General features: G+C 36.1%; 22 protein-coding genes. 6 read left to right on the top strand and 16 right to left on the bottom strand.

Annotated elements, in window-relative coordinates; translation table 11 throughout:
- Positions 1–55 precede the first annotated feature (55 nt).
- The 7 genes from ACMA47_RS07220 to namA form a co-directional block, all read right to left on the bottom strand.
- The gene (locus ACMA47_RS07220; RefSeq protein WP_413929257.1) at positions 56–1,468 is read right to left on the bottom strand and encodes a T6SS phospholipase effector Tle1-like catalytic domain-containing protein; all 1,413 of its coding nucleotides are present in this window, start codon (positions 1,466–1,468) and stop codon (positions 56–58) included.
- A gap of 34 nt (positions 1,469–1,502) precedes the next feature.
- The gene (locus tag ACMA47_RS07215; RefSeq protein ID WP_413929256.1) at positions 1,503–2,477 is read right to left on the bottom strand and encodes a DUF2931 family protein; all 975 of its coding nucleotides are present in this window, start codon (positions 2,475–2,477) and stop codon (positions 1,503–1,505) included.
- A gap of 64 nt (positions 2,478–2,541) precedes the next feature.
- Complete coding sequence (locus tag ACMA47_RS07210; RefSeq protein WP_156106421.1) at positions 2,542–2,712, bottom strand: hypothetical protein; 171 nt, start codon at positions 2,710–2,712, stop codon at positions 2,542–2,544.
- A 1-nt stretch (position 2,713) separates the two neighbouring features.
- Positions 2,714–4,645: a type VI secretion system Vgr family protein gene (locus ACMA47_RS07205; protein WP_413929255.1), complete on the bottom strand. Its 1,932-nt coding sequence runs from the start codon at positions 4,643–4,645 to the stop codon at positions 2,714–2,716.
- A 147-nt stretch (positions 4,646–4,792) separates the two neighbouring features.
- The gene (tssD, locus tag ACMA47_RS07200; protein WP_034695070.1) at positions 4,793–5,197 is read right to left on the bottom strand and encodes a type VI secretion system tube protein TssD; all 405 of its coding nucleotides are present in this window, start codon (positions 5,195–5,197) and stop codon (positions 4,793–4,795) included.
- Between the two features lie 290 nt (positions 5,198–5,487).
- Positions 5,488–5,766 carry a DUF2752 domain-containing protein gene (locus tag ACMA47_RS07195; RefSeq protein WP_413929254.1) on the bottom strand — a complete coding sequence of 93 codons (279 nt, stop codon included), beginning with the start codon at positions 5,764–5,766 and terminating at the stop codon, positions 5,488–5,490.
- A gap of 31 nt (positions 5,767–5,797) precedes the next feature.
- The gene (gene namA, locus ACMA47_RS07190; RefSeq protein ID WP_413929253.1) at positions 5,798–6,850 is read right to left on the bottom strand and encodes an NADPH dehydrogenase NamA; all 1,053 of its coding nucleotides are present in this window, start codon (positions 6,848–6,850) and stop codon (positions 5,798–5,800) included.
- Between the two features lie 100 nt (positions 6,851–6,950).
- On the opposite strand from namA, the gene ACMA47_RS07185 reads away from it, so the two are divergent.
- Positions 6,951–7,433, top strand: coding sequence for a cytidine deaminase (locus tag ACMA47_RS07185; RefSeq protein WP_413929252.1), 483 nt, complete (start codon positions 6,951–6,953; stop codon positions 7,431–7,433).
- Positions 7,434–7,931: 498 nt separating this feature from the next.
- Here ACMA47_RS07185 and ACMA47_RS07180 read toward each other — a convergent pair whose 3' ends face one another.
- From ACMA47_RS07180 to ACMA47_RS07140, 9 genes are all read right to left on the bottom strand, one after another.
- Positions 7,932–8,246 carry a barstar family protein gene (locus ACMA47_RS07180; RefSeq protein WP_413929251.1) on the bottom strand — a complete coding sequence of 105 codons (315 nt, stop codon included), beginning with the start codon at positions 8,244–8,246 and terminating at the stop codon, positions 7,932–7,934.
- Positions 8,243–8,866 carry a Zn-dependent protease gene (locus ACMA47_RS07175; protein WP_413929250.1) on the bottom strand — a complete coding sequence of 208 codons (624 nt, stop codon included), beginning with the start codon at positions 8,864–8,866 and terminating at the stop codon, positions 8,243–8,245. Before ACMA47_RS07175 ends, ACMA47_RS07180 begins: the two co-directional genes overlap by 4 nt.
- A 72-nt stretch (positions 8,867–8,938) precedes the next feature.
- Complete coding sequence (locus tag ACMA47_RS07170; RefSeq protein ID WP_413929249.1) at positions 8,939–9,247, bottom strand: GIY-YIG nuclease family protein; 309 nt, start codon at positions 9,245–9,247, stop codon at positions 8,939–8,941.
- Positions 9,248–9,298: 51 nt separating this feature from the next.
- Positions 9,299–9,802 carry a ribonuclease domain-containing protein gene (locus tag ACMA47_RS07165; RefSeq protein WP_413929248.1) on the bottom strand — a complete coding sequence of 168 codons (504 nt, stop codon included), beginning with the start codon at positions 9,800–9,802 and terminating at the stop codon, positions 9,299–9,301.
- 25 nt (positions 9,803–9,827) lie between these two features.
- On the bottom strand, positions 9,828–10,619 hold the full coding sequence (gene nadE, locus ACMA47_RS07160) for an NAD(+) synthase (protein ID WP_413929247.1): 792 nt from the start codon (positions 10,617–10,619) through the stop codon (positions 9,828–9,830).
- Positions 10,620–10,630: 11 nt separating this feature from the next.
- On the bottom strand, positions 10,631–11,164 hold the full coding sequence (locus tag ACMA47_RS07155; RefSeq protein ID WP_413929246.1) for a GNAT family N-acetyltransferase: 534 nt from the start codon (positions 11,162–11,164) through the stop codon (positions 10,631–10,633).
- Positions 11,161–11,688, bottom strand: a complete 528-nt coding sequence (locus ACMA47_RS07150) for a GNAT family N-acetyltransferase (RefSeq protein WP_413929245.1) — start codon at positions 11,686–11,688, stop codon at positions 11,161–11,163. The genes ACMA47_RS07155 and ACMA47_RS07150 overlap by 4 nt, the downstream gene beginning before the upstream one ends.
- A 34-nt stretch (positions 11,689–11,722) precedes the next feature.
- The gene (locus ACMA47_RS07145; RefSeq protein ID WP_413929244.1) at positions 11,723–12,247 is read right to left on the bottom strand and encodes a GNAT family N-acetyltransferase; all 525 of its coding nucleotides are present in this window, start codon (positions 12,245–12,247) and stop codon (positions 11,723–11,725) included.
- Positions 12,248–12,259: 12 nt separating this feature from the next.
- Positions 12,260–12,895: a leucine-rich repeat domain-containing protein gene (locus tag ACMA47_RS07140; protein ID WP_413929243.1), complete on the bottom strand. Its 636-nt coding sequence runs from the start codon at positions 12,893–12,895 to the stop codon at positions 12,260–12,262.
- A gap of 55 nt (positions 12,896–12,950) precedes the next feature.
- Here ACMA47_RS07140 and ACMA47_RS07135 point away from each other — a divergent pair, with 55 nt between their 5' ends.
- The 5 genes from ACMA47_RS07135 to ACMA47_RS07115 all read left to right on the top strand — a co-directional run bounded on the left by ACMA47_RS07135 (position 12,951) and on the right by ACMA47_RS07115 (position 18,804).
- On the top strand, positions 12,951–13,934 hold the full coding sequence (locus ACMA47_RS07135; RefSeq protein WP_413929242.1) for a gliding motility protein GldB: 984 nt from the start codon (positions 12,951–12,953) through the stop codon (positions 13,932–13,934).
- A 133-nt stretch (positions 13,935–14,067) separates the two neighbouring features.
- Positions 14,068–14,970 carry an ABC transporter ATP-binding protein gene (locus tag ACMA47_RS07130; RefSeq protein ID WP_413929241.1) on the top strand — a complete coding sequence of 301 codons (903 nt, stop codon included), beginning with the start codon at positions 14,068–14,070 and terminating at the stop codon, positions 14,968–14,970.
- A gap of 9 nt (positions 14,971–14,979) precedes the next feature.
- The gene (locus ACMA47_RS07125; protein WP_413929240.1) at positions 14,980–17,181 is read left to right on the top strand and encodes a thioredoxin-like domain-containing protein; all 2,202 of its coding nucleotides are present in this window, start codon (positions 14,980–14,982) and stop codon (positions 17,179–17,181) included.
- Between the two features lie 31 nt (positions 17,182–17,212).
- Positions 17,213–17,536: a gliding motility protein GldC gene (gene gldC, locus ACMA47_RS07120; protein ID WP_034695059.1), complete on the top strand. Its 324-nt coding sequence runs from the start codon at positions 17,213–17,215 to the stop codon at positions 17,534–17,536.
- A gap of 128 nt (positions 17,537–17,664) precedes the next feature.
- Positions 17,665–18,804, top strand: coding sequence for a cystathionine gamma-synthase (locus tag ACMA47_RS07115; protein ID WP_034695058.1), 1,140 nt, complete (start codon positions 17,665–17,667; stop codon positions 18,802–18,804).
- Positions 18,805–18,814: the final 10 nt, after the last annotated feature.

Genomic DNA, 18,814 nt, shown 5'->3' with positions numbered 1-18,814 from the left:
AATGTTCCTGCTTCAAATTCTTTCTTTGGATAGTATCTTTTTTAAAAATTTAATTCTAATGGATAACTCTTGTTCTGTTCGGTCTCGGATCCATACCGATCTTTTCCCTTCTTGCTGACCAGTGAAGGTAATGAAGACGAAGGAATCTCAAATCGTTCTGTTCTTTTACTTCTTTCTGATAAGCATCCTGACGGTCTTCCGGGACTTCGTTTCCACCATAAGCATCCCGCAGTGCTTTAAAATGTTTGAAGGCATAAGGTTTGCCATTTCCCATCACATACGTTCTGAGACGGTCTTTTATTCCTATTAAAAACTGATCATTCAAAATGGAATATTTATCATCAGTCATTTTTTTTAAGATGATAGGAAGATTTTTCTCAATGCCATATTCAGCCATAAAATGTAGAGGAATATAGCTGTAAGTTTTCAGCAGGTAACGGGATCCTCTCAATGATAAATAGAATCCGGGAGTAATGGTAAGCATATCTTTTTCATACCAACCTTCGGATACAAGTTCTGCTTTTAATGCTTCTAATTTGGAACTTGTTGTCCAGGACGTTTCAACCTCTTCCCATGTTTCCTGTCCGTTTTCATAGGCTCCTCCAACGTCACAGTGCACGCCCGGGAATGTTTTTTCAGTTCCGATATGTACTCTTGTCAGGTCAAAGTTTTCTCTGTGTTCATTTTCTGCGATGAAGTGAACTACGGTCTGGGCTTTTCCAATATCATTCAGGCTTAATTCTTCTACATCATTACTGAAATTGGGCATTGGTGACAGATATTTTGAATAAGAAGAAACGGTATCGTAAATTCCCAGAAATCTTACTTTCAACACATCTACTTTGAGTCCGGCTTCTTCGAGTTTAAGACCAAGATGTCCCCATTTTGGAAGTTCTTCTGCCTCCACACTTTTCCCGTCATCATCGGAATACGTTGTCACCGAAACAGCTTCGTTGGCAACTGTTCGTGAAGTGGCTTTATATTTTGCTCTTCCGATTTCGTATACAAAATTACGGGCAGCAGCAGCTCCACGGCTGAAACCGAATACATCGAAAGTAAGAACCGCAATTTTATCAGCTTTTTTTTCTGCTTTAATGGTTTTCACCTTCTTTACAATCTCTTCACAGCCTTTTCTCACTTTTGCTCTGATTCCGGTTTCTCCGGTTCCGAAAGCATATCCCAGGGTGGCATCTCCTTCTTTATCCTGTGTACCGATCCCTTCTATATAAATTCCGAAGTTTTTATCATAGTTATCCCACATGCGGGCAACATTACTCCAGTCATTGTTGTAGCTGGTGTTGTCTTCAGCTTTTCCACCGTGTTTTTTATGGGCTTCCGTCCCTTTTTTTCTTTCGTCTGTATTGGTTTTATTATTCAGGGTTCCGTCAAAAAAAATCCCAATGGTAATATCCAGTACTTCCTCTTTGGATACAGATGGTGTATAACTTCCAAATTGATTGTTGTGCATCGTTCTTGTTTTTAAATTGACTGATTGAATAGTATTATTCTATCTTTCGGGATACCCTGATTTTTGCTTTGGTAACGGACAGTTTTTCTTTTTCAGATTCTAAAGACACTGCAACTTTGGTATTGTCTTCGTTGACTTTAATGGTCAGATCAATGTTTTTGTCTTTTCCTGATTTCTGAAACAGATCAAATATTTCTTTGTCATCAAAAGCGTCTATCCATACGGCATATCTGTTGTTATTTTTATCTTTCCAGTAAAAACCACAGAATCTTGGTACGGCTCTGCTTTTGTAGGTATTCTCTTTTAAACTTTGGTCAAAAAGATTTTCCTGTTCTCCATTATAATTGGTAAAACCGAAATCGATCCATGTGGCTCCTTCAGGAAGCATTACAGTAGGTTTCCAGTTGTATTTCTCTCTGTATACGCTATAAATATCTGCTGCAGGATAGCCTTCTTTTTCAATTTTCTCACGAACTTCCGGCTGAAATGTCTTGTAAGACGGATCTTTCAGCACTCTGTCTGCAAAACCTTCGTTCAGCATATACTGCGCATTATCGTAGGCTTTTTCTTTGGTAATAACCGTATCATGAGCCTGAAAAGCTCCAATTTCTTTTTGGTTTCCGGCACCTTTCATCCAAAGTACAACTCTTCCCTGCGGTGCTAATCCTACCACGAAGGAGTTGTAGGTAGATTTCTTTTTTGTATCCTGATCTACAAACCCTTCATCAAAAAGTTTTTTTATCTTTTCTTTATCCAGATTCCATTTTCCGGTATAGAATTTATTTTCTACCAGAGAATACCATGTGAATTCCAGTTCATGAGGAGCATCCATTCTTTCGGTGGTGACATTCATGGTACCTCCTTCTTTTCCCCATCCTGTATTCTGGGTTCCCCAGATGGCATCAAAGCTGTAAGTAAAACCATCGGCAACAATAGCTCCTTCGTATACTTCCATCGGGTATTCCTGTGGGGCAGAAACGGTTCCCAGCCAACTGTATTTTTCTTCCATTTTTTTATTCTGACAATTCGTTAATGAGAAACAGCATAGTATAAAAAGAATCAGCAGGTTGTATTTACTTATGGCCATGGGACATAATCTTCTTGTTACTTGCTAAAACCAGGTTATCTCTATGTGCTTCCACATTGATTTTCTTTGCTATTTTTTCAACCTTTTTTCCTACGCTCAGATGGTAAGAATCTTTCACTGTGATGCGCAGGTTGGTTGCTGTTTTGATGATCGCCATATCAGAAAAGTTTTGATTTTTCAGCACTGTTGAATTCTACAATCTTTCCGCTCTGCATGGTCATATTTTCCAATTCGCTGAACATGGAAATTTCCCCTGCTATTTCGTTGGATGTTTCAGACTGTCTCTTGAATTCTTTTTCAATCATTTCCGTTCTGGTGTCGGAAGCCTCCGTGATGTCTCCTGAAGCGGTAAGTTTCATATCTTTTCCTGCGATGGAAACAATGTTATCATTCGCGGTGCTGGTAATACTTGCTCCTGCTCCTATCGAAATTTCTTTTCCTGCGGTAATGTTGATATTGTCGCCTGCATTTAAAGTAAAATTTTTAGGGGCTTTCATGCTGATATTTCCCTGTCCATCCATGTAATAGGTATTTCCGCTTGGATCAAGGATGGTTACACTTCCTTCTTCATCATTCATCAAAATCCTGATTCCGCTTCTGGTCTGGATGGATTTCAAGTGATTGTTAACACCACCTCCTAAAGCAATGCCTCCATGGAACATTCCTCCCATTACGAAAGGTCTGTCCGGATGACTGTGTACAAAATTAACCATCACCTGATCCCCAACTTCCGGAATGGCTACATAACCACGGTTTTGGGTAATCTGATCTGTTCCTCCGGCATCAGGGCTCATCATACGGATAAAGTGAGTGGTATCATTGGTCTGCCAGTCAAATCTTACCTGTATTCTTCCTTGTCCTTCAGGATCTGTATTGGAAATTACCGTAGCAGTCTGGGGCTCAGCTTTTGGAAGGGTGTATTCCGGTTTTGGAAGAAATCCTGTATCTGCCGCAATTCCTACAAAACTTCCCTTGTAATGACCAATAGTATCAATTTCATGTTCTGCTTCAGTAATCATAATCCTTGTGAAATACGAGGTTTCATTGGAATCCTGTTTACGCATCTGGACATCTGCTACGCAACCTGGATGCAGGAAAGGAACTGTTGTATTTCCTGAAATAGAAAAAACATTTACTGCTTCACTTCCTGAGGCACTTTTCTGAGAGTACTCCACATCTAAGTGGGTAGTGGCTTTGATAGGAGCCATCTGTAAAGCCGGAGTCTTATAGATTGTTTCGTTATGACTGTATGCTGTTTTTGCAAGATCACTTACATGCTTGATGGGTGTAGAACCGGAAGTCAGCCTTTCATTTTTATTACTGTTGTAACCGTAGAATTGAGGTTTCGTATGTACCGCTTTCAGCTCAACTTTTATTTCATTGGCACTGCTTCCGTAGGTAAGAATAATAGGTTTATTCTGAGCAGGTAGTTTTCCGAAATGTAAAACTTCACCGTCATAATAAAATTGTTCACCATAAGCTTCAGCCATTCTTGCCAGATAATTATAATGCGTTTCATCATACTGGCTGCTGTAAATAATCTGAGAGAAGTTATTGGCATCTACTCTGACATCAAATCGGCTTTTGTCAATTCCCTGTTTGATTACTTCTTCAGCAATGATTCCTACGTTGACTGATTGATTACCTCCAAAACTCTGGATATGCGGTGCTCCGTCAAGAAGGATGGTAGGACTGAAACCTGTAAGCACAATATTTCCTAAGCTCATATGTTCCTGACTGAATCCCACACCGGTAATTACTCCTACAAAAGTTCTCTCCGGACTGTTGTCAATATCTTTATAGGAAATAACGGCTGTAAGTCTTTTTCCAAGGAATTTGTTGGCTTCTTCCAAAGAATGAGTCTGTCTGTCTCCCAGTGTATCGTGTGCCAGTGTCAGCGTAAATTCGTGATGTCGTCTGGTACTTTGCTTAAGCTTGAAATGCTTATAGTACTTGATAATTTTCCCTTCTATGACAAGAGAAAGTTTTACCAGACGGTTGATACCTGTGTGATGGTTTTCGGAAATACCATCTGCATTCTGCGTCGGACGAAAAGACGTCGCTTGTGAGTTTCCAGGTGTATTTGACATATTTTTAGTGATTTGATTAGTTTTCTAAACGATTATTCAACAGAAAGAGAGTTTAAAAATAAAAACAAAAGATCCTGCAGAATATAGTCTTAGGTAAAAAAAGACCGTCTTATAAGGACAGTCTTTTATTTCTTACTCATGAAAGACTTAGCTCATTGGCCAAAGTCCGTCATAAGATGAATTTCCATACGTAATGCTTTCAGCACTTATTACAAAGCTGATCAGCATATTATTACTATCGATGGCATCGAAGTCTACTTCATGCTGGATTACATATCCGTTTTCCCACTTCAAAGAGATCAATGTTCCTTCTTCGTGAGATTTATTAAAGTTGATTTCTCCGCTTGTTGGTTTATATTTACTGTTTAATAAACTTTCTAACACATCAGATTTTTCTGTTGCTTCAATTGTTACTTTGATCAATGCGTTTGACGGGTCAGATGCTACACGTCCTGAAACATCTGTAGATCTTGACACGCTATAGTTAAGCTTTAACAACTTCTGACCTTCACCTCCATTGAATTTTAAGATTCCTCTTGAATTTCCTGCCATATTCTTAAATTTTAATCATTAACGACTCTTCCCTGATATAGGATTTATATAACAAAGATAGAGTTCATGTTCTAATTTAAAAAGTTTTTAGGGCACTGTTTCAGAAATTGTAGTAGTTCTACGACATTTTAAAATTCTATCCAACAAAATAATACAGGAATTTTAATCTAATAAATTTTATTTTATATTAAAATTTTTCTACATAAACTCCCATTAATCCATACAAAGCAGAAGACCAAAACACAAAACGATACTCACAACCAAACACTTAAACTCTTATCATTTAATAGTTAATAATGTTTATATATATACCCAACTACCATAATAATAAGATTAACGATCACTAAAATCATTAAAATATTACCGTATTTTCTTTTTTTATCGATGAAACTCGCGCCAAGGATCAAAAAGAATAACAATAAGGTGTATACAGCCGGATACATTTGAAAAGCTTCTGAAAACTTTCCTTCAAATACCAATACGATTGCTCTCTGCGCACCACATCCCAGGCATTCTATCCCAAGGAATTTTTTACTGGGACAGGTAAGCATAAAATCATTGATATCCATCTCTGTTGTCTTTACAGATTATTTGTGGTCATTAAGTAGAGATCTTGGCTCTGGTATACTGGTGTGGGAAAAAGCAGTCTTCTTTCATTTCAAAAGATCCCTGAACAGCAATATAAGGATTTCTCAGAATCTCTCTTGCTACAAAAATAAGGTCAGCATCTCCTTTCTGAAGAATTTCTTCAGCCTGTTCCACGCTGGTAATCAAACCTACCGCTCCTGTCTTCACTCCAGCCTCATTTCTTACCTGTGAAGAAAAAGGAACCTGATACCCATCGAAAACTGAAATTTTCGCTCCATGAATATTTCCACCACTGGATACATCTACAAGATCTACGGAATGTTCTTTTAAAATTTTTGCCAGTTCTACGCTGCTATGAATATCCCAGCCATTTTCTGCATATTCCGTTCCTGAAATTCTTACAAAAAGGGCTGTATTTTCATCCAGTTCTTCGTTAACGGCATCTACAATTTCGATCAGAAATCTGATTCTGTTTTCAAAGCTTCCTCCATATTCATCTGTTCTGATATTGGAAAGCGGTGATAAAAACTGGTGGATCAGATATCCGTGAGCTCCATGAATTTCGATGATGTCAAAACCTGCTTTTACGGCTCTTCGGGCAGCTTTTTTAAAATTCAGAATGATGTCCTTCACCTCATCCGTACTCAATACATGCGGAATTCTTTCCGTAGGATGATAAGGAATAGGGCTTGGTGCAACAGTTTCCCAACCTTCTTCCACAGGAATCTGTATATTATTCCATGTTGCCCCTTTTCTTCCGGCATGAGCCAGCTGAATTCCTATTTTACTTTCTGAATTTTTATGGACAAATTCTACAATTCTTTGCAGTTTCTCTGCCTGTTCATCATTCCAGATTCCCATGCAGTGATTGGTAATTCGTCCTTTAGGTTCTACTCCTGTAGCTTCCACTATCAAAAGACCTGTACCGCCCTGAGATCTGCTTCCGTAGTGTACAAAATGGAAGTCGTTAGCCTCTCCGTTTTCACATGAGTACATACACATAGGTGACATGACCCATCTGTTTTTCAACTCTATATTCCTGAATTTTATTGGTGTGTATAACATTTTTAGTCTTAAAAAAATTGAACTTTTTGCCGGGAGAATAAAATATTGCCCACTTCATGAAAAAGAAGTAATTTTACCCCCCTTTTTTAGTTGACAATATATGAAAAAAGACTTACAGATCAGTTACGAATATTTTAAAAATAGCAGCGAACTGAGCGATATAGAGAATACATTATTTGAAAGAGCCAAAGAAGCTCGTGAGAACGCTTATGCACCTTATTCACAATTTTTGGTAGGGTGTTCCGTATTACTGGAAAACGGAGAAATCTATTCCGGAAACAACCAGGAGAATGCAGCTTATCCGTCCGGACTCTGTGCAGAAAGAACGACTCTTTTTTGGGTCGCAGCCAATTTTCCGGATGTGAAAATAAAAAAGATTTTCGTTGTGGGTGGACCTAAAGAATTCCATGAGAAAAACCCACCAATTCCCCCTTGTGGAGCATGCCGTCAGAGTCTGATTGAATACGAGACCAAGCAGAATGAAAATATCGACCTTTATTTTTCAAGTATGAATGAAGAGGTTGTAAAAGTAAGTGCAGTAAAAGATCTGCTTCCTTTTTATTTTGATTCTACGTTTTTGTAAGAAAAAGCAAAAAGAATGCTACGACAAAAAACACAAATCTATTTTTAGACTTTATGGCTTGATCTTAAGTTTGTATTTTCTATTGCCAGATTTGTATAATAATATTTAGTTTAAAACCTACAGTAATTCTGTAGGTTTTTTTATTGCTTTTTGTTGGAAATACGCAAGGACGCAAGGCTTTTTTTGAATTCTAAGTATTTTTAAGGCGCGAGAAAATCAGAGATTTTCAGTAGGGTAAAAGTAATTTTCATTACAATAGAAAATGTATTTCTAAATTTTATCGAAGATAAAATCTTTGCGCCTCTCAACATCATATATTTTAAAAATTTTGCGTCCTTGCGTTTTACCAACATTAAACTATTTAACTTCAACACTCGGAGATTATACAGGTCTTCTAAACCCTGCCCAAGTTTGAAACCTTGACTAGTGGAAAAGTAACAAGCTTCACATTTCAGCATAAAAAAGGCTGTCTCCTTTATTGGGACAGCCCTTATTTTTTTATTCTTCTTCAGATTCTACATCCTCATCGTCTTCATCTTCGTACTGCTCAAGATAGTAGCTAAAGCTAAAATCTTCGACCTCTTCTTCCGCATCTTCCAGCGTGGTCAGCAAGTCTTCGAAAATCTCAAGCTGATCTACAGTCATGTTAACGAATTCTAAGTGGAGTGGCATTTCCAGATTACCGGTAATGGTATCAAAAAGTGCATCAAGATTATCACCAAACTGCTCAGGAAGCTGAATTTTTTCCTTTAGCTGGGTGTAAAAATCTTCATAGTCACCTATGTCTGTAAAATCTATATATACTGTCTTCATATTGAATTAAATTTCCAATTTTTATTAATTAAAAAAGTTTTGCATTTTTTGCAGAAATCCGTTTCTTCATTGGTTGGATTCTTACCTTCTGCATCTCTCATAAAACACATTTTTTCCGGGCAATGTGGCAGCCCTTGTGTATGTCCCAGCTCATGAATGGCTATTTTGTAAAACTGCTCATCCCGGTTTTCTTTGCTCAGTCTGAAATTTGAAGCCACGCAAGCTTTTCCTGGTCTATACCCCAACCCCATGATTCCAAAGTCTTTGATCTTTCCTTTGGTAGCACTGATATCCTTCACTGTCAGACCAATTGTCACAAAGCCTTCTTTTGTTTCTTTATTCAAAAATTTAATGATTGAATCGGCTCTATATCGGTTTCTCTCTTTATAATAAGTATTTTCAGGAAAGTCTATCGCATCCAGAACTTTTACATTTGGATACACGTTTTTTATTCCATCAGTTACTTTTGCTACAGTTTCCGGTTTAATATCCTTAAATGGCTGTATGAGTATTGTTACGGCTGGTTTTGCTGCTTTTTCATTTATCCTATTCTTCTTTTCCGAACATGAAAGCATCAGAAATAAGATGATGGTAAAGTAAAAAAGGCTATAATTTTTCAAAATTAAGATTTATAATAATTACAATGCAAATTATACATAGGTCATTGCAAGGAGCTCCGCGACAAAGCAATCTCAAAAAACATCCATAATACTTTCAATATCTCCTGTGAGATCTTTCCAATCAGGATTTATACTATTGATTAAATCCAGTTTCTTTTGTCTGGAACCTGCTTTTATCTGTTTTTCTCTACATATAGCATCCCCTATTTCCTGAAAGGATTCCCAATACACAAGTAGATACAAATTATATCTTGAGGTAAAGCTTTGAGAATAATAGGACTCCTTATGCTGTTGAACACGTTTGGGCAGGTTTGAAGTCACTCCTGTATAAAGAGTCGTATGGTTTTTATTGGTCATGATGTAGACAAAACCTGCTTTCACCTGTGTTTCTTTTATAGAGATTGCTTCGTCACTCCGTTCCTCGCAATGACGTTATTTCTTTTCAAAACTTTTATAATGGTTTTTAGTAAGATATACATCCCCATTTTGAGTATAGATGATACGGTCAGCATTTCTTCCACCACAATGATAGTTTACATCTGCTTCAAAGTATCGTTCTCCATCCGGCAAACGTCCTTCCCTGTTTCCGAATTTATCACCACCAATAGCTTTTCCGGGAAGTACATCACAAAGATTTCCTTTGGAAGGATTCCAGCCCTGTTTTCTTGCTTCATTTTTGGTGATATAATAATCCGGAAGCTTATGATTTTGCTTTACATAGCTGATTACCGTTTTCTCTTCTGTAAGTTCATCTATAGAAATCTGAGCAGATGAATTCCCCTCCGAAGAGGTACTTCCATAACTCACCGTTTCCTTTTTTGCGGAACCTGACTGATCTTTTTTATCTTCAATAAAGTTCCTGTAGACGTACATCACAGACATTCCGAAAAGAAGCCCCAGACATATAAAAAACACAGATCTTATTTTACCGTTCATAGTTATTATTTAATGTAACACTATTTTAAGCTCTCCATTCTTCAGGAATATCACAAACCGGAATAGGATCCATTTTATGTTTCGCAGCTTTATGCATTCTGTCGAAGATCAGGAATACTTCCTTATCTCTTCCTTCATAGTCATCAGCCGTTTTAGTTCCATATTCTTTCTGAATTTTTTCCAGTTCCGGATACGTAGCTCCAATCTGCTGCTCATCAGTTCTGTCTACATCCCAAAGTCCATCCGTAGGAATAGCTTCCTGAATGCTTTTAATTAAATTCAGTCCTGTGGCAAGTTTATATACTTCAGTTTTATAAAGGTCTGCAATTGGAGAAACATCTACTCCACCATCACCATATTTTGTATAAAAACCAATCCCGAAATCCTCCACTTTATTTCCTGTTCCGCAAACCAGAAGTCCGTTCAGCTGTCCGTAATAATACAGGGTAAGCATTCTCAAACGGGCTCTTGTATTGGCAAAAGCTAATTTTTCATTAGGATAAAGATCATCATTTACATCAAAGGTTTTGTACAATTCCTCAAAAGCAGGTGTCAAATCTACTGACATGGTTTCTACATTGGGAAATCTGGCTTTAAGGTCATTCATATGATCTACCGCACGACCTACCTGATCGGCTTTCTGACGGATCGGCATTTCGATCAATAATGTTTTCAGCCCGGTCATTGCTGCCAGTGTAGAAACTACTCCGGAATCTACTCCTCCGGAAACTCCAATTACATATCCATTCACTTTTGCTTTTGCTGCATAATCTTTTAACCAGCTTACAATATGATCTATCACTTTTTGTGTCTGCATCGTTTATTTTTTTAGTCTATTCCAAATTCCTGAGGGTATTTCACCACTCCTTTTTTATCTCTTAATCCGTCTTTTATCAATTCTATTGCCATTCCGTTTTCTTCCGGAATATCGAATGGAAAAGATATCCCAAAATTACTTGTTTTTTTGTAACCAAAGCGTGGATAATATTTTTCGTGCCCAATCAATATCACCGATTCATATCCCAATTCTTCCGCAATTCGATGTCCTTCAAGAATCAGTTTCGCTCCGATTCCCTGGTTCTGAAACTCAGGTTTTACGGAAACAGGTGCCAAGGCAAGAGAATCAAACGATTTTTCTTCGTTGACAATTTTAATTTTAGTAAACAAAATATGCCCGGCAATTGTACCCTTTTCATCTTCCGCTACTAATGACAATTCCGGGATAAAGGCGTCAGATTTTCTCAATTTTTCTACCAGAAACTGTTCCTGATGATCACTGTGTTCCATTTCCCTGAAAGCTTCTTCCGTAAGCTGAAAGACCTGTTGATGATCTTTTTTTTCTTCCCTTCGTATTTTTATCATTTTTTACTGTATTTTTCACGCTTCAGCTCATACCAGAAACATATTACCCCATCTTCATCAAACTCTCCGGTTTTTTCAAAACCTAATTTTCCAAGGATATACTTTGAACCTGCATTTTCAGAATCAGCATAAGCATAAATAGCATTTGCATTTAATTCATTAAAGCCATATTCAAGTATTCTTTCTGCAGCCTCAGTAGCATACCCTTTTCCCCAAAATTCCGGAATAAAACGATAACCCAAATCCAGAGTATTGACATACCCATTGATTGGGCTTGTCAATAATTTTAGTCCACACCATCCTATCAGCAAGCCACTTTCTTTTTCAATAACAGCAAGCCTTCCGACTCCATTTTCTTCATACTGCTTCTGAATCATTTTAATTACTTCCTTTGATTCTTCCTTTGTTGCCACAGGTTCCCCCAGATATTTCATTACTTCAGGATCGGAATCCATCAGAAACATACGTTCAAAATCTGTCTCTTCAAGTTTTCTTAGAATCAATCTTTCGGTTTCTAATACCATTGTTTTTTGTTTATTTTTTTTCAAAAGGAATCTCTTACATATAGTTCTCACGCTTCAGTTCGTACCAGAAGCAAATTCCATCCGGTTCTTCAAATTCGCTGGTTTTTTCAAATCCTAATTTTCTTAGAATATGATTGGAAGCATCATGTTCAGAATGGGCATAGGCATAAATGACTTCTGCATTCAAATCATTAAAACCGTAACTCAGAGAAGCTTTTCCTGACTCCACAGCATAGCCTTTTCCCCAAGATTCAGGAAGGAAACGATATCCCAGTTCCAATACATTTTTGTAACCATTCGTTTCATGAGTCAATAATTTTAATCCGCTCCATCCTATCAAAAGTCCGCTTTCCTTTTCAACAACGCCCAGTCTTCCCACTCCATTTTCCTCATACTGTTTCTGAATCATGCTGATAACCTTTTTTGACTCATTGATCTCTGTTAAAACCGGAACGCCAATATATTTCATGACTTCAGGATTGGAATCCAGCAGAAATACACGTTCAAAATCTTCATCTTCCAGTTTTCTTAAAATCAGTCGTTCTGTTTCTATTTTCATAATCATTAGTTTTTATTCTTCAGCACCAAAAATAGTGACGTCTGTTTTTGTGCCTTTCTTTACATCTGTTTCTTTTATCTTATTTCCCATTATATTAAGGGTTTGTAAGGCCAGATTACCGGAAATATCAATTTTTTGAAGCTTGTTATGTTCCAGATTCAGTTTTCTTAAAGTTTTCAACTGAAGCAAGTCTATTTTTTTTAATTGATTTAAAGATAATGTTAATTGGTCAATTTTTGGAATTCCTGCCAGCGAAATGTTTTCCAACAGATTATTATCCAGATATAACGCAGTTAAATTCTTAAGATTCTCCGCTTTGAATGAAGAGATTTTGCATCCTGTACACGAAAACAATTCTAGCTGATCCAGATTGTTTACCAGAATATTTGAAATTACATTATCATCCAGAACAATCATTTTTACATTTTTAAAAAGGTGTAGATCTTCCGTGGAAGTAATTCCTTTCTGAACAAGGAACAGATTGGTAACCATTCCGGCTTCCTGAGCTTCAAGTATTCCGTTTTTATTCAGATCAAAATTTTCCAGTACTGCTTTTTCAAAGTTTTTGTCTTCAAACTCAAGCTTTTGTCCGAAGAAAAGAGAAAGTCCCAAAATAATAAAGATAACTGTAAATATTTTAGTTTTCATTATGAATTGTGTATTTAATCCTTATTTTTGTCAACTTAAATTCCATGTAAAAATAATGAAGATTTTTAGATATATTGCACTTTCTTCTCTTCTGGCTGCCGGACTTATTTCCTGCAAAAAAGAACCTGAAAATCAATGGAAGGTAGAAGTTAAACAAACTGCCGAAAAAGTTGACATCACAGATATTTCCAAAGAATTCTACAATCCGAATGTTCCATTGGATCAGTTTAAAGCTCAATTTCCATGGTTTCAGGGAAGTGTTTCCGATGCCGATTTCGGAAAAAGAAGAGCGGACGCTGAAGAGATAAAAATCTACAAGGAAGCTATTGGAAAAATAGATCAGGCAAAGCTTCAAAAGGAACTACAAAGCCTATTTTCGCATATTAAATATTACTTTCCGCAGTTTAAAAATCCAAAAGTATATTTATTCTCATCCGCTTTACAGATGGTTCAGGATCCCATATTTTATGATGAAAAGGGTAATCTTTTATTCATAGATGTTACCGGTTTTATGGGAGACGGAAATGCCAATTATAAAGGATTGGAACTGTATTTCCAGAAGTCGATGAACCCACAGAATATTGTTCCGAAGGTATCACAGCTTTTTGCAGAAAATATTGTCACAGAATCTCCTGATCACCAGAAATTTATTGATCAGATTATTCTGAACGGAAAAGTAATGATTCTTCAGGATGCTTTTCTTCCGGATACACCCGATTATCTGAAAATGAATTATACTCAGAAGCAGTATGAGTGGGCAACAAGTAATGAGGCCAATATCTGGAATTATTTTGTAGAAAGTAATCTGATCTTCGGAGATGATCCAAGATTGGGAGAACGTTTTATTTCACCAGGCCCATTCTCGAAGTTTTATACAGAAATTGACAATGAATCTTCACCACAAATCGGAATTTTTACAGGATGGCAGATCTGTAAGGCATATCTGAAGGAAAAACCTGAAACGAAATTAACAGAGTTCCTGAAAATGGATGCCACCACGATTTTTAATCAATCAGGATACAAACCAAAGTTAAAATAATTCTATAAAATTAATATTTAAATCCTTTAGCGTAAGCTAAAGGATCTTTTTTAAGCAGAATTTAAACATCAATACTACTTTGTATTGCATGCTACTATTTTATTACATACTTTTGTTTCAAATACAAACATACATGAAAAACATTATTGAAATTCGAAACTTAAACTATGGATTTTCAAGGGATAAGAAAATTCTGAAAAATCTCAGCATTTCTATACCCAAGGGTAGCATTTTTGGCTTTCTGGGTGCTAACGGAGCAGGAAAATCCACAACAATGAAGTTACTTATCGGAGGGATACCCGATGAAACAAACAGTATACAAATTTTTGGTAAAAACCTTTCCGGGTTTTATCCGGATGGGTTTGGTAAAATCGGAAGTCTTATTGACAGTGCAGCATTTTATGACCATCTGTCCGGCTGGGAAAATCTGATCATCATTTCTAAATTAAGAAATCTTCCGAAAACAGAATGTGAAAGGGTATTGAATCTGGTAGATTTATGGGAAAACAGAAATCTGAAAATGAAGAAATATTCTTTAGGAATGAAGCAAAGACTTTCCATTGCAATGACTCTTTTGGGGAAACCAGAACTCCTGATTCTGGATGAACCGGTAAATGGTTTAGACCCTAATGGAATGCTGGAAATCCGTGAATTATTGATAAAGCTTAACCAAGAAGAAGGTGTAACAATATTGATTTCAAGTCATTTATTGCAGGAAATTGAAAAAATGATTACTCATCTTGCTATTATTTCGCATGGAGAAATAAAATTTACAGGAAGCATAAAAGAATTGAATGAGTTGTACCGATACAATCACATCAAAATTGGATTGAATCATGCTCATACGCATATGAGTGAAATTCCGGAGAATTATTCCCCGAAATTAATTGATGAGAATACAATAGAAATTACTTCCAAATCAAAGGAGGATATTATTGACCTGGTGAAAAAACTGGTTTTAAACCATGCTGAGATTTTTGAAATCAAAAGCAGCGCAGGTTTGGAAGAATGGTTTATGGAAATTACAAAAAATTAAATTACACAAATGAAAAAATTAATCACTGCCATCAATATAGAATGGCTAAAAATAAAAGGTTTAGGGCTGATTTATACGGCTATTATCTTAGGAGTTTTAGTACCACTCATCAATTTTATTCAGGCTTTTTTTAATCCGGACCCCATTACTAAAGAATCACTTAAATATTCCATTTTTGAAGAAGCCATAAGTGGAAGTAATTTGAAATATTTCACATTTTTCATTCTGCTTTTATTTCTGATCATTGCAGCGAACAGAATTGCACAAACTGATCATAAAAATAACGGATGGCAACTGATGGAAACACAGCCTGTCAATAAATTTCAGCTTTATATTTCGAAATATATTATTTTACTATCCCTGAGCTTTATTTGTATTTTCTCCTATTTTACATTTAATATAATTTTATCACTAACAGAATATTATATTCACCCAAATCCTGCAAAGTTATTGACTTTTGATGTATTATGGATGCTCAAGACCTATGCAAGAATTGTCGCTGCTATCCTGGGAATTGCGGCTTTACAGCTATGTTTCTCTGTAGTTTTCCAGGGGTTTATATGGTCATTTCTTATTGGTATATTAGGATTGGGTTCCAATATTTTTTCAATAGTGGAAAAAAAGAGTTTCTTCTTTAATCCATACAGTTCGTTATATACATTCTGGAATGCTCCTGAAATAAGGGATCTTAATCATTTTATTTCTCACTCAGAGTATATGAGCTTTTTCTGGATGGTTGTTTTCCTGGTTATCGGATATTTCTGGTACAGTAAAAAAGGGTTTAAAAATGCTTTCCTTAAAAATAAAAAACAAATTGTCATTTCAACGGTTCTGTTAATTGCAGGAACAGGTCTACTCTATTTTATACAAAAACCAAAACCTTATACAAGCGTTGGATCAGGAACTTCTATTACAGGAACATTGGAAACGGATCTTAAAATTGATTCTGTGAAAATTGTTTCAAAGGAATTTCATAAAAAAATTGGAGCGGTTGCAGTTAAAAATAATACTTTCAACTGGTCTACCTCTCAAAATCTTCCTTTAGATGAGTATATTCTTGAAATTGGCAATAAAAAACTTGAGATTGTGATGGGAAATGGTGACTGGTTTGATTTTGACATTAAATTAAATAACACCAAAATGACATTTAACTTAAAGTCTAACAGAAAATCTGATCAGGTTTATAATAAGACGATGAGTTCTTTCGGAATAGAATTCTGGCTCGCACTGGAAAATCAGAATTTAAATAATAACCCTGAAAAATTTTATGAATTAGCTCTATCTGACTGGGATGACAATAAAAAAAAATTAGATCATTATGCAGATGTAGAAAACAATGGCCTTTCAGAAGATTATAAGGCATATAGAAAACAGCTGATGGCAGTTCACTATCTTAATGAAATAAATAATTACAGAGGAATGACCTCATGGTCTGATCCTAAATTTGCTGCTCCAAAACTATTTCTGAATGAGCTCAATGAAAATATTTTGAAACCCACTCCACTTTTAAGTAAAAATGATGATTATCTGCAATATAAACTGGATCAGATGCTTACAAATGATGATCAGCGTTCTAATCCGGACAGTATTTTATTCACTAAAATCAATTTACTTCCACAAGGAAAAACGAAAGATCAGCTATTATCAAAACATCTATTAAAAAGTATTGAAATACAAACAGACAGTGCAATCAGAAACAAGCTTTTTGTGGCTGAGATTAGCAAAGTAAACGGTACTGATTATAAAAAAATGCTTTATTCAAAGCTTGAACAGATCAATATTTCACAGAAAGGATCACCTTTCCCAGAGCTGAAACTTCTGCAGGATGATGGAAGTTCTCAAAATCTTTCAAAATATAAAGGAAAATATATTGTAGTAGATTTCTGGGCAACTTGGTGTGGTCCCTGCAAGCAAATTCGTCCTGTATTTGAAACAAGAAGTTATCAATATAGAAATGACAGAAATATCCAGTTTATTTCAATCAGTTTAGACCAGGAAAAATCAAAATGGCTGAATTATCTCAAAACAAAACCATCCAATATTCCACAATACTGGCTTGAAAATGCAGAGCAGCTCATGAATAAGTACAAAATACAATCTATTCCAAGATTTATCATTATAGATCCTGAAGGTAAAATTTTTAACTTTAATAGTCCATTTCCTGATGAAGATAATTTTGTAGAAGCCTTGGATAAGCTGAAGAAGTATTAACTTTGCACGAAATTAGAAACAAAAGAAAGTTATGAGAAAGACTCAGATTACGATAGATGTAGAGCTTGATGAAAATCACGTACCGGAAAATATTACATGGAATGCTCAGGATGGAGGTATTGACAAACAAGATACCAAAGCAACCATGATTTCTGTTTGGGATGATAAAACAAGAGAAGCGTTAAGAATTGATCTTTGGACCAAAGAAATGCCTGTAGATCAGATGAAGATGTTTATCCACCAGATTTTAATATCTTTAGGAAGCACTTATCAGAGAGCAACAGGTGAAGAGGATGTGGCGCAGTGGATGGAAGAAATCGCAGAAGAATTTGCGGTAAAATCTGCTATTAAGTAAAAAAATACAATTGCAATAAGCTATAGGCACTAAGCGGTAAGCTTTTTGTACTCAGCTAGAGCAAATTTTAATAAAAACAATGAACATTGAACTAACGTGCTTAATGTTCAAGCTTAAAGCAAAAAATTATGAATTTTAATACAAAAGTAATTCACGGAGGGCAGCACCACGAGTCTGCAACAGGTTCTGTAAATGTACCTGTATTTTTGACCTCTACATTTGCACAGAAAAGCCCGGGAGTACATTCCGGATATGAATATTCAAGAGCCGCTAATCCTACAAGACAGGCATTAGAGGATTCTTTGGCAAGTATTGAAAACGGAGCGAGAGGGTTAGCTTTCGGTTCTGGTCTTGCTGCCATCGACTGTGTTTTAAAATTATTAAACCCAGGTGATGAAGTGATTGCTGTAGATGATCTTTACGGAGGTACTTACAGAATGTTCACAAGACTTTTCGAAAAATATCAGCTGAAGTTTACGTTCGTGAATTTTGATGATGTTTCTAAAATTGCTGATGTTATCACAGATAAAACCAAGCTGATCTGGGTAGAAACTCCTACTAACCCATTGATGAAATTAGTTGATATCAAAGCTGTTGTAGACATTGCTAAAGGAAAAGATATTTTAGTAGCAGTAGACAATACTTTTGCAACTCCTTATATCCAGAGACCTATTGATTTGGGTGCTGATATCGTGATGCACTCTGCTACAAAATATTTAGGCGGACACTCTGATGTAATTGCAGGAGCTCTTATTGCTAAAGATGCGGAACTGGGGGATAAACTTCACTTTATTCAGTTTGCGAGTGGTGGTATTTTAGGACCTCACGATTCTTACCTTGTATTGAGAGGAATCAAAACACTGGCATTAAGAATGCAGAGACACTCTGATAACGGTCTTGCCGTAGCAAAATATTTGGAGACTCATCCAGCGGTAGATAAAGTAATTTATCCAGGATTGGAATCTCACCCTCAATATGCATTGGCAAAATCTCAGATGAAGGAATCTGGAGGAATGGTTTCATTTACTTTTAAATCAGGAAAGAAAGAAGATGCTATCAAATTCTTAGAAAAAGTGAGAGTATTTACGCTTGCAGAATCTTTAGGAGGAGTAGAATCTTTGGCTAACCACCCTGCTTTGATGACACATGCTTCAATTCCTGCAGAAAAACGTGCTGAATTGGGAATTACAGATGACCTTGTTCGTTTAAGCGTAGGTATTGAGGATGCTGAAGATCTTATTGCAGATTTAGAGAAAGCTTTTTCTTAAAACTATAAAA

The organism is Chryseobacterium sp. T20, assembly GCF_047345655.1.
In the GTDB taxonomy this organism is placed as follows: Bacteria; Bacteroidota; Bacteroidia; order Flavobacteriales; family Weeksellaceae; genus Chryseobacterium.
The sequence above is the reverse complement of the archived record's forward strand: the minus strand, read 5'-3'. Positions and strand labels throughout refer to the sequence as shown.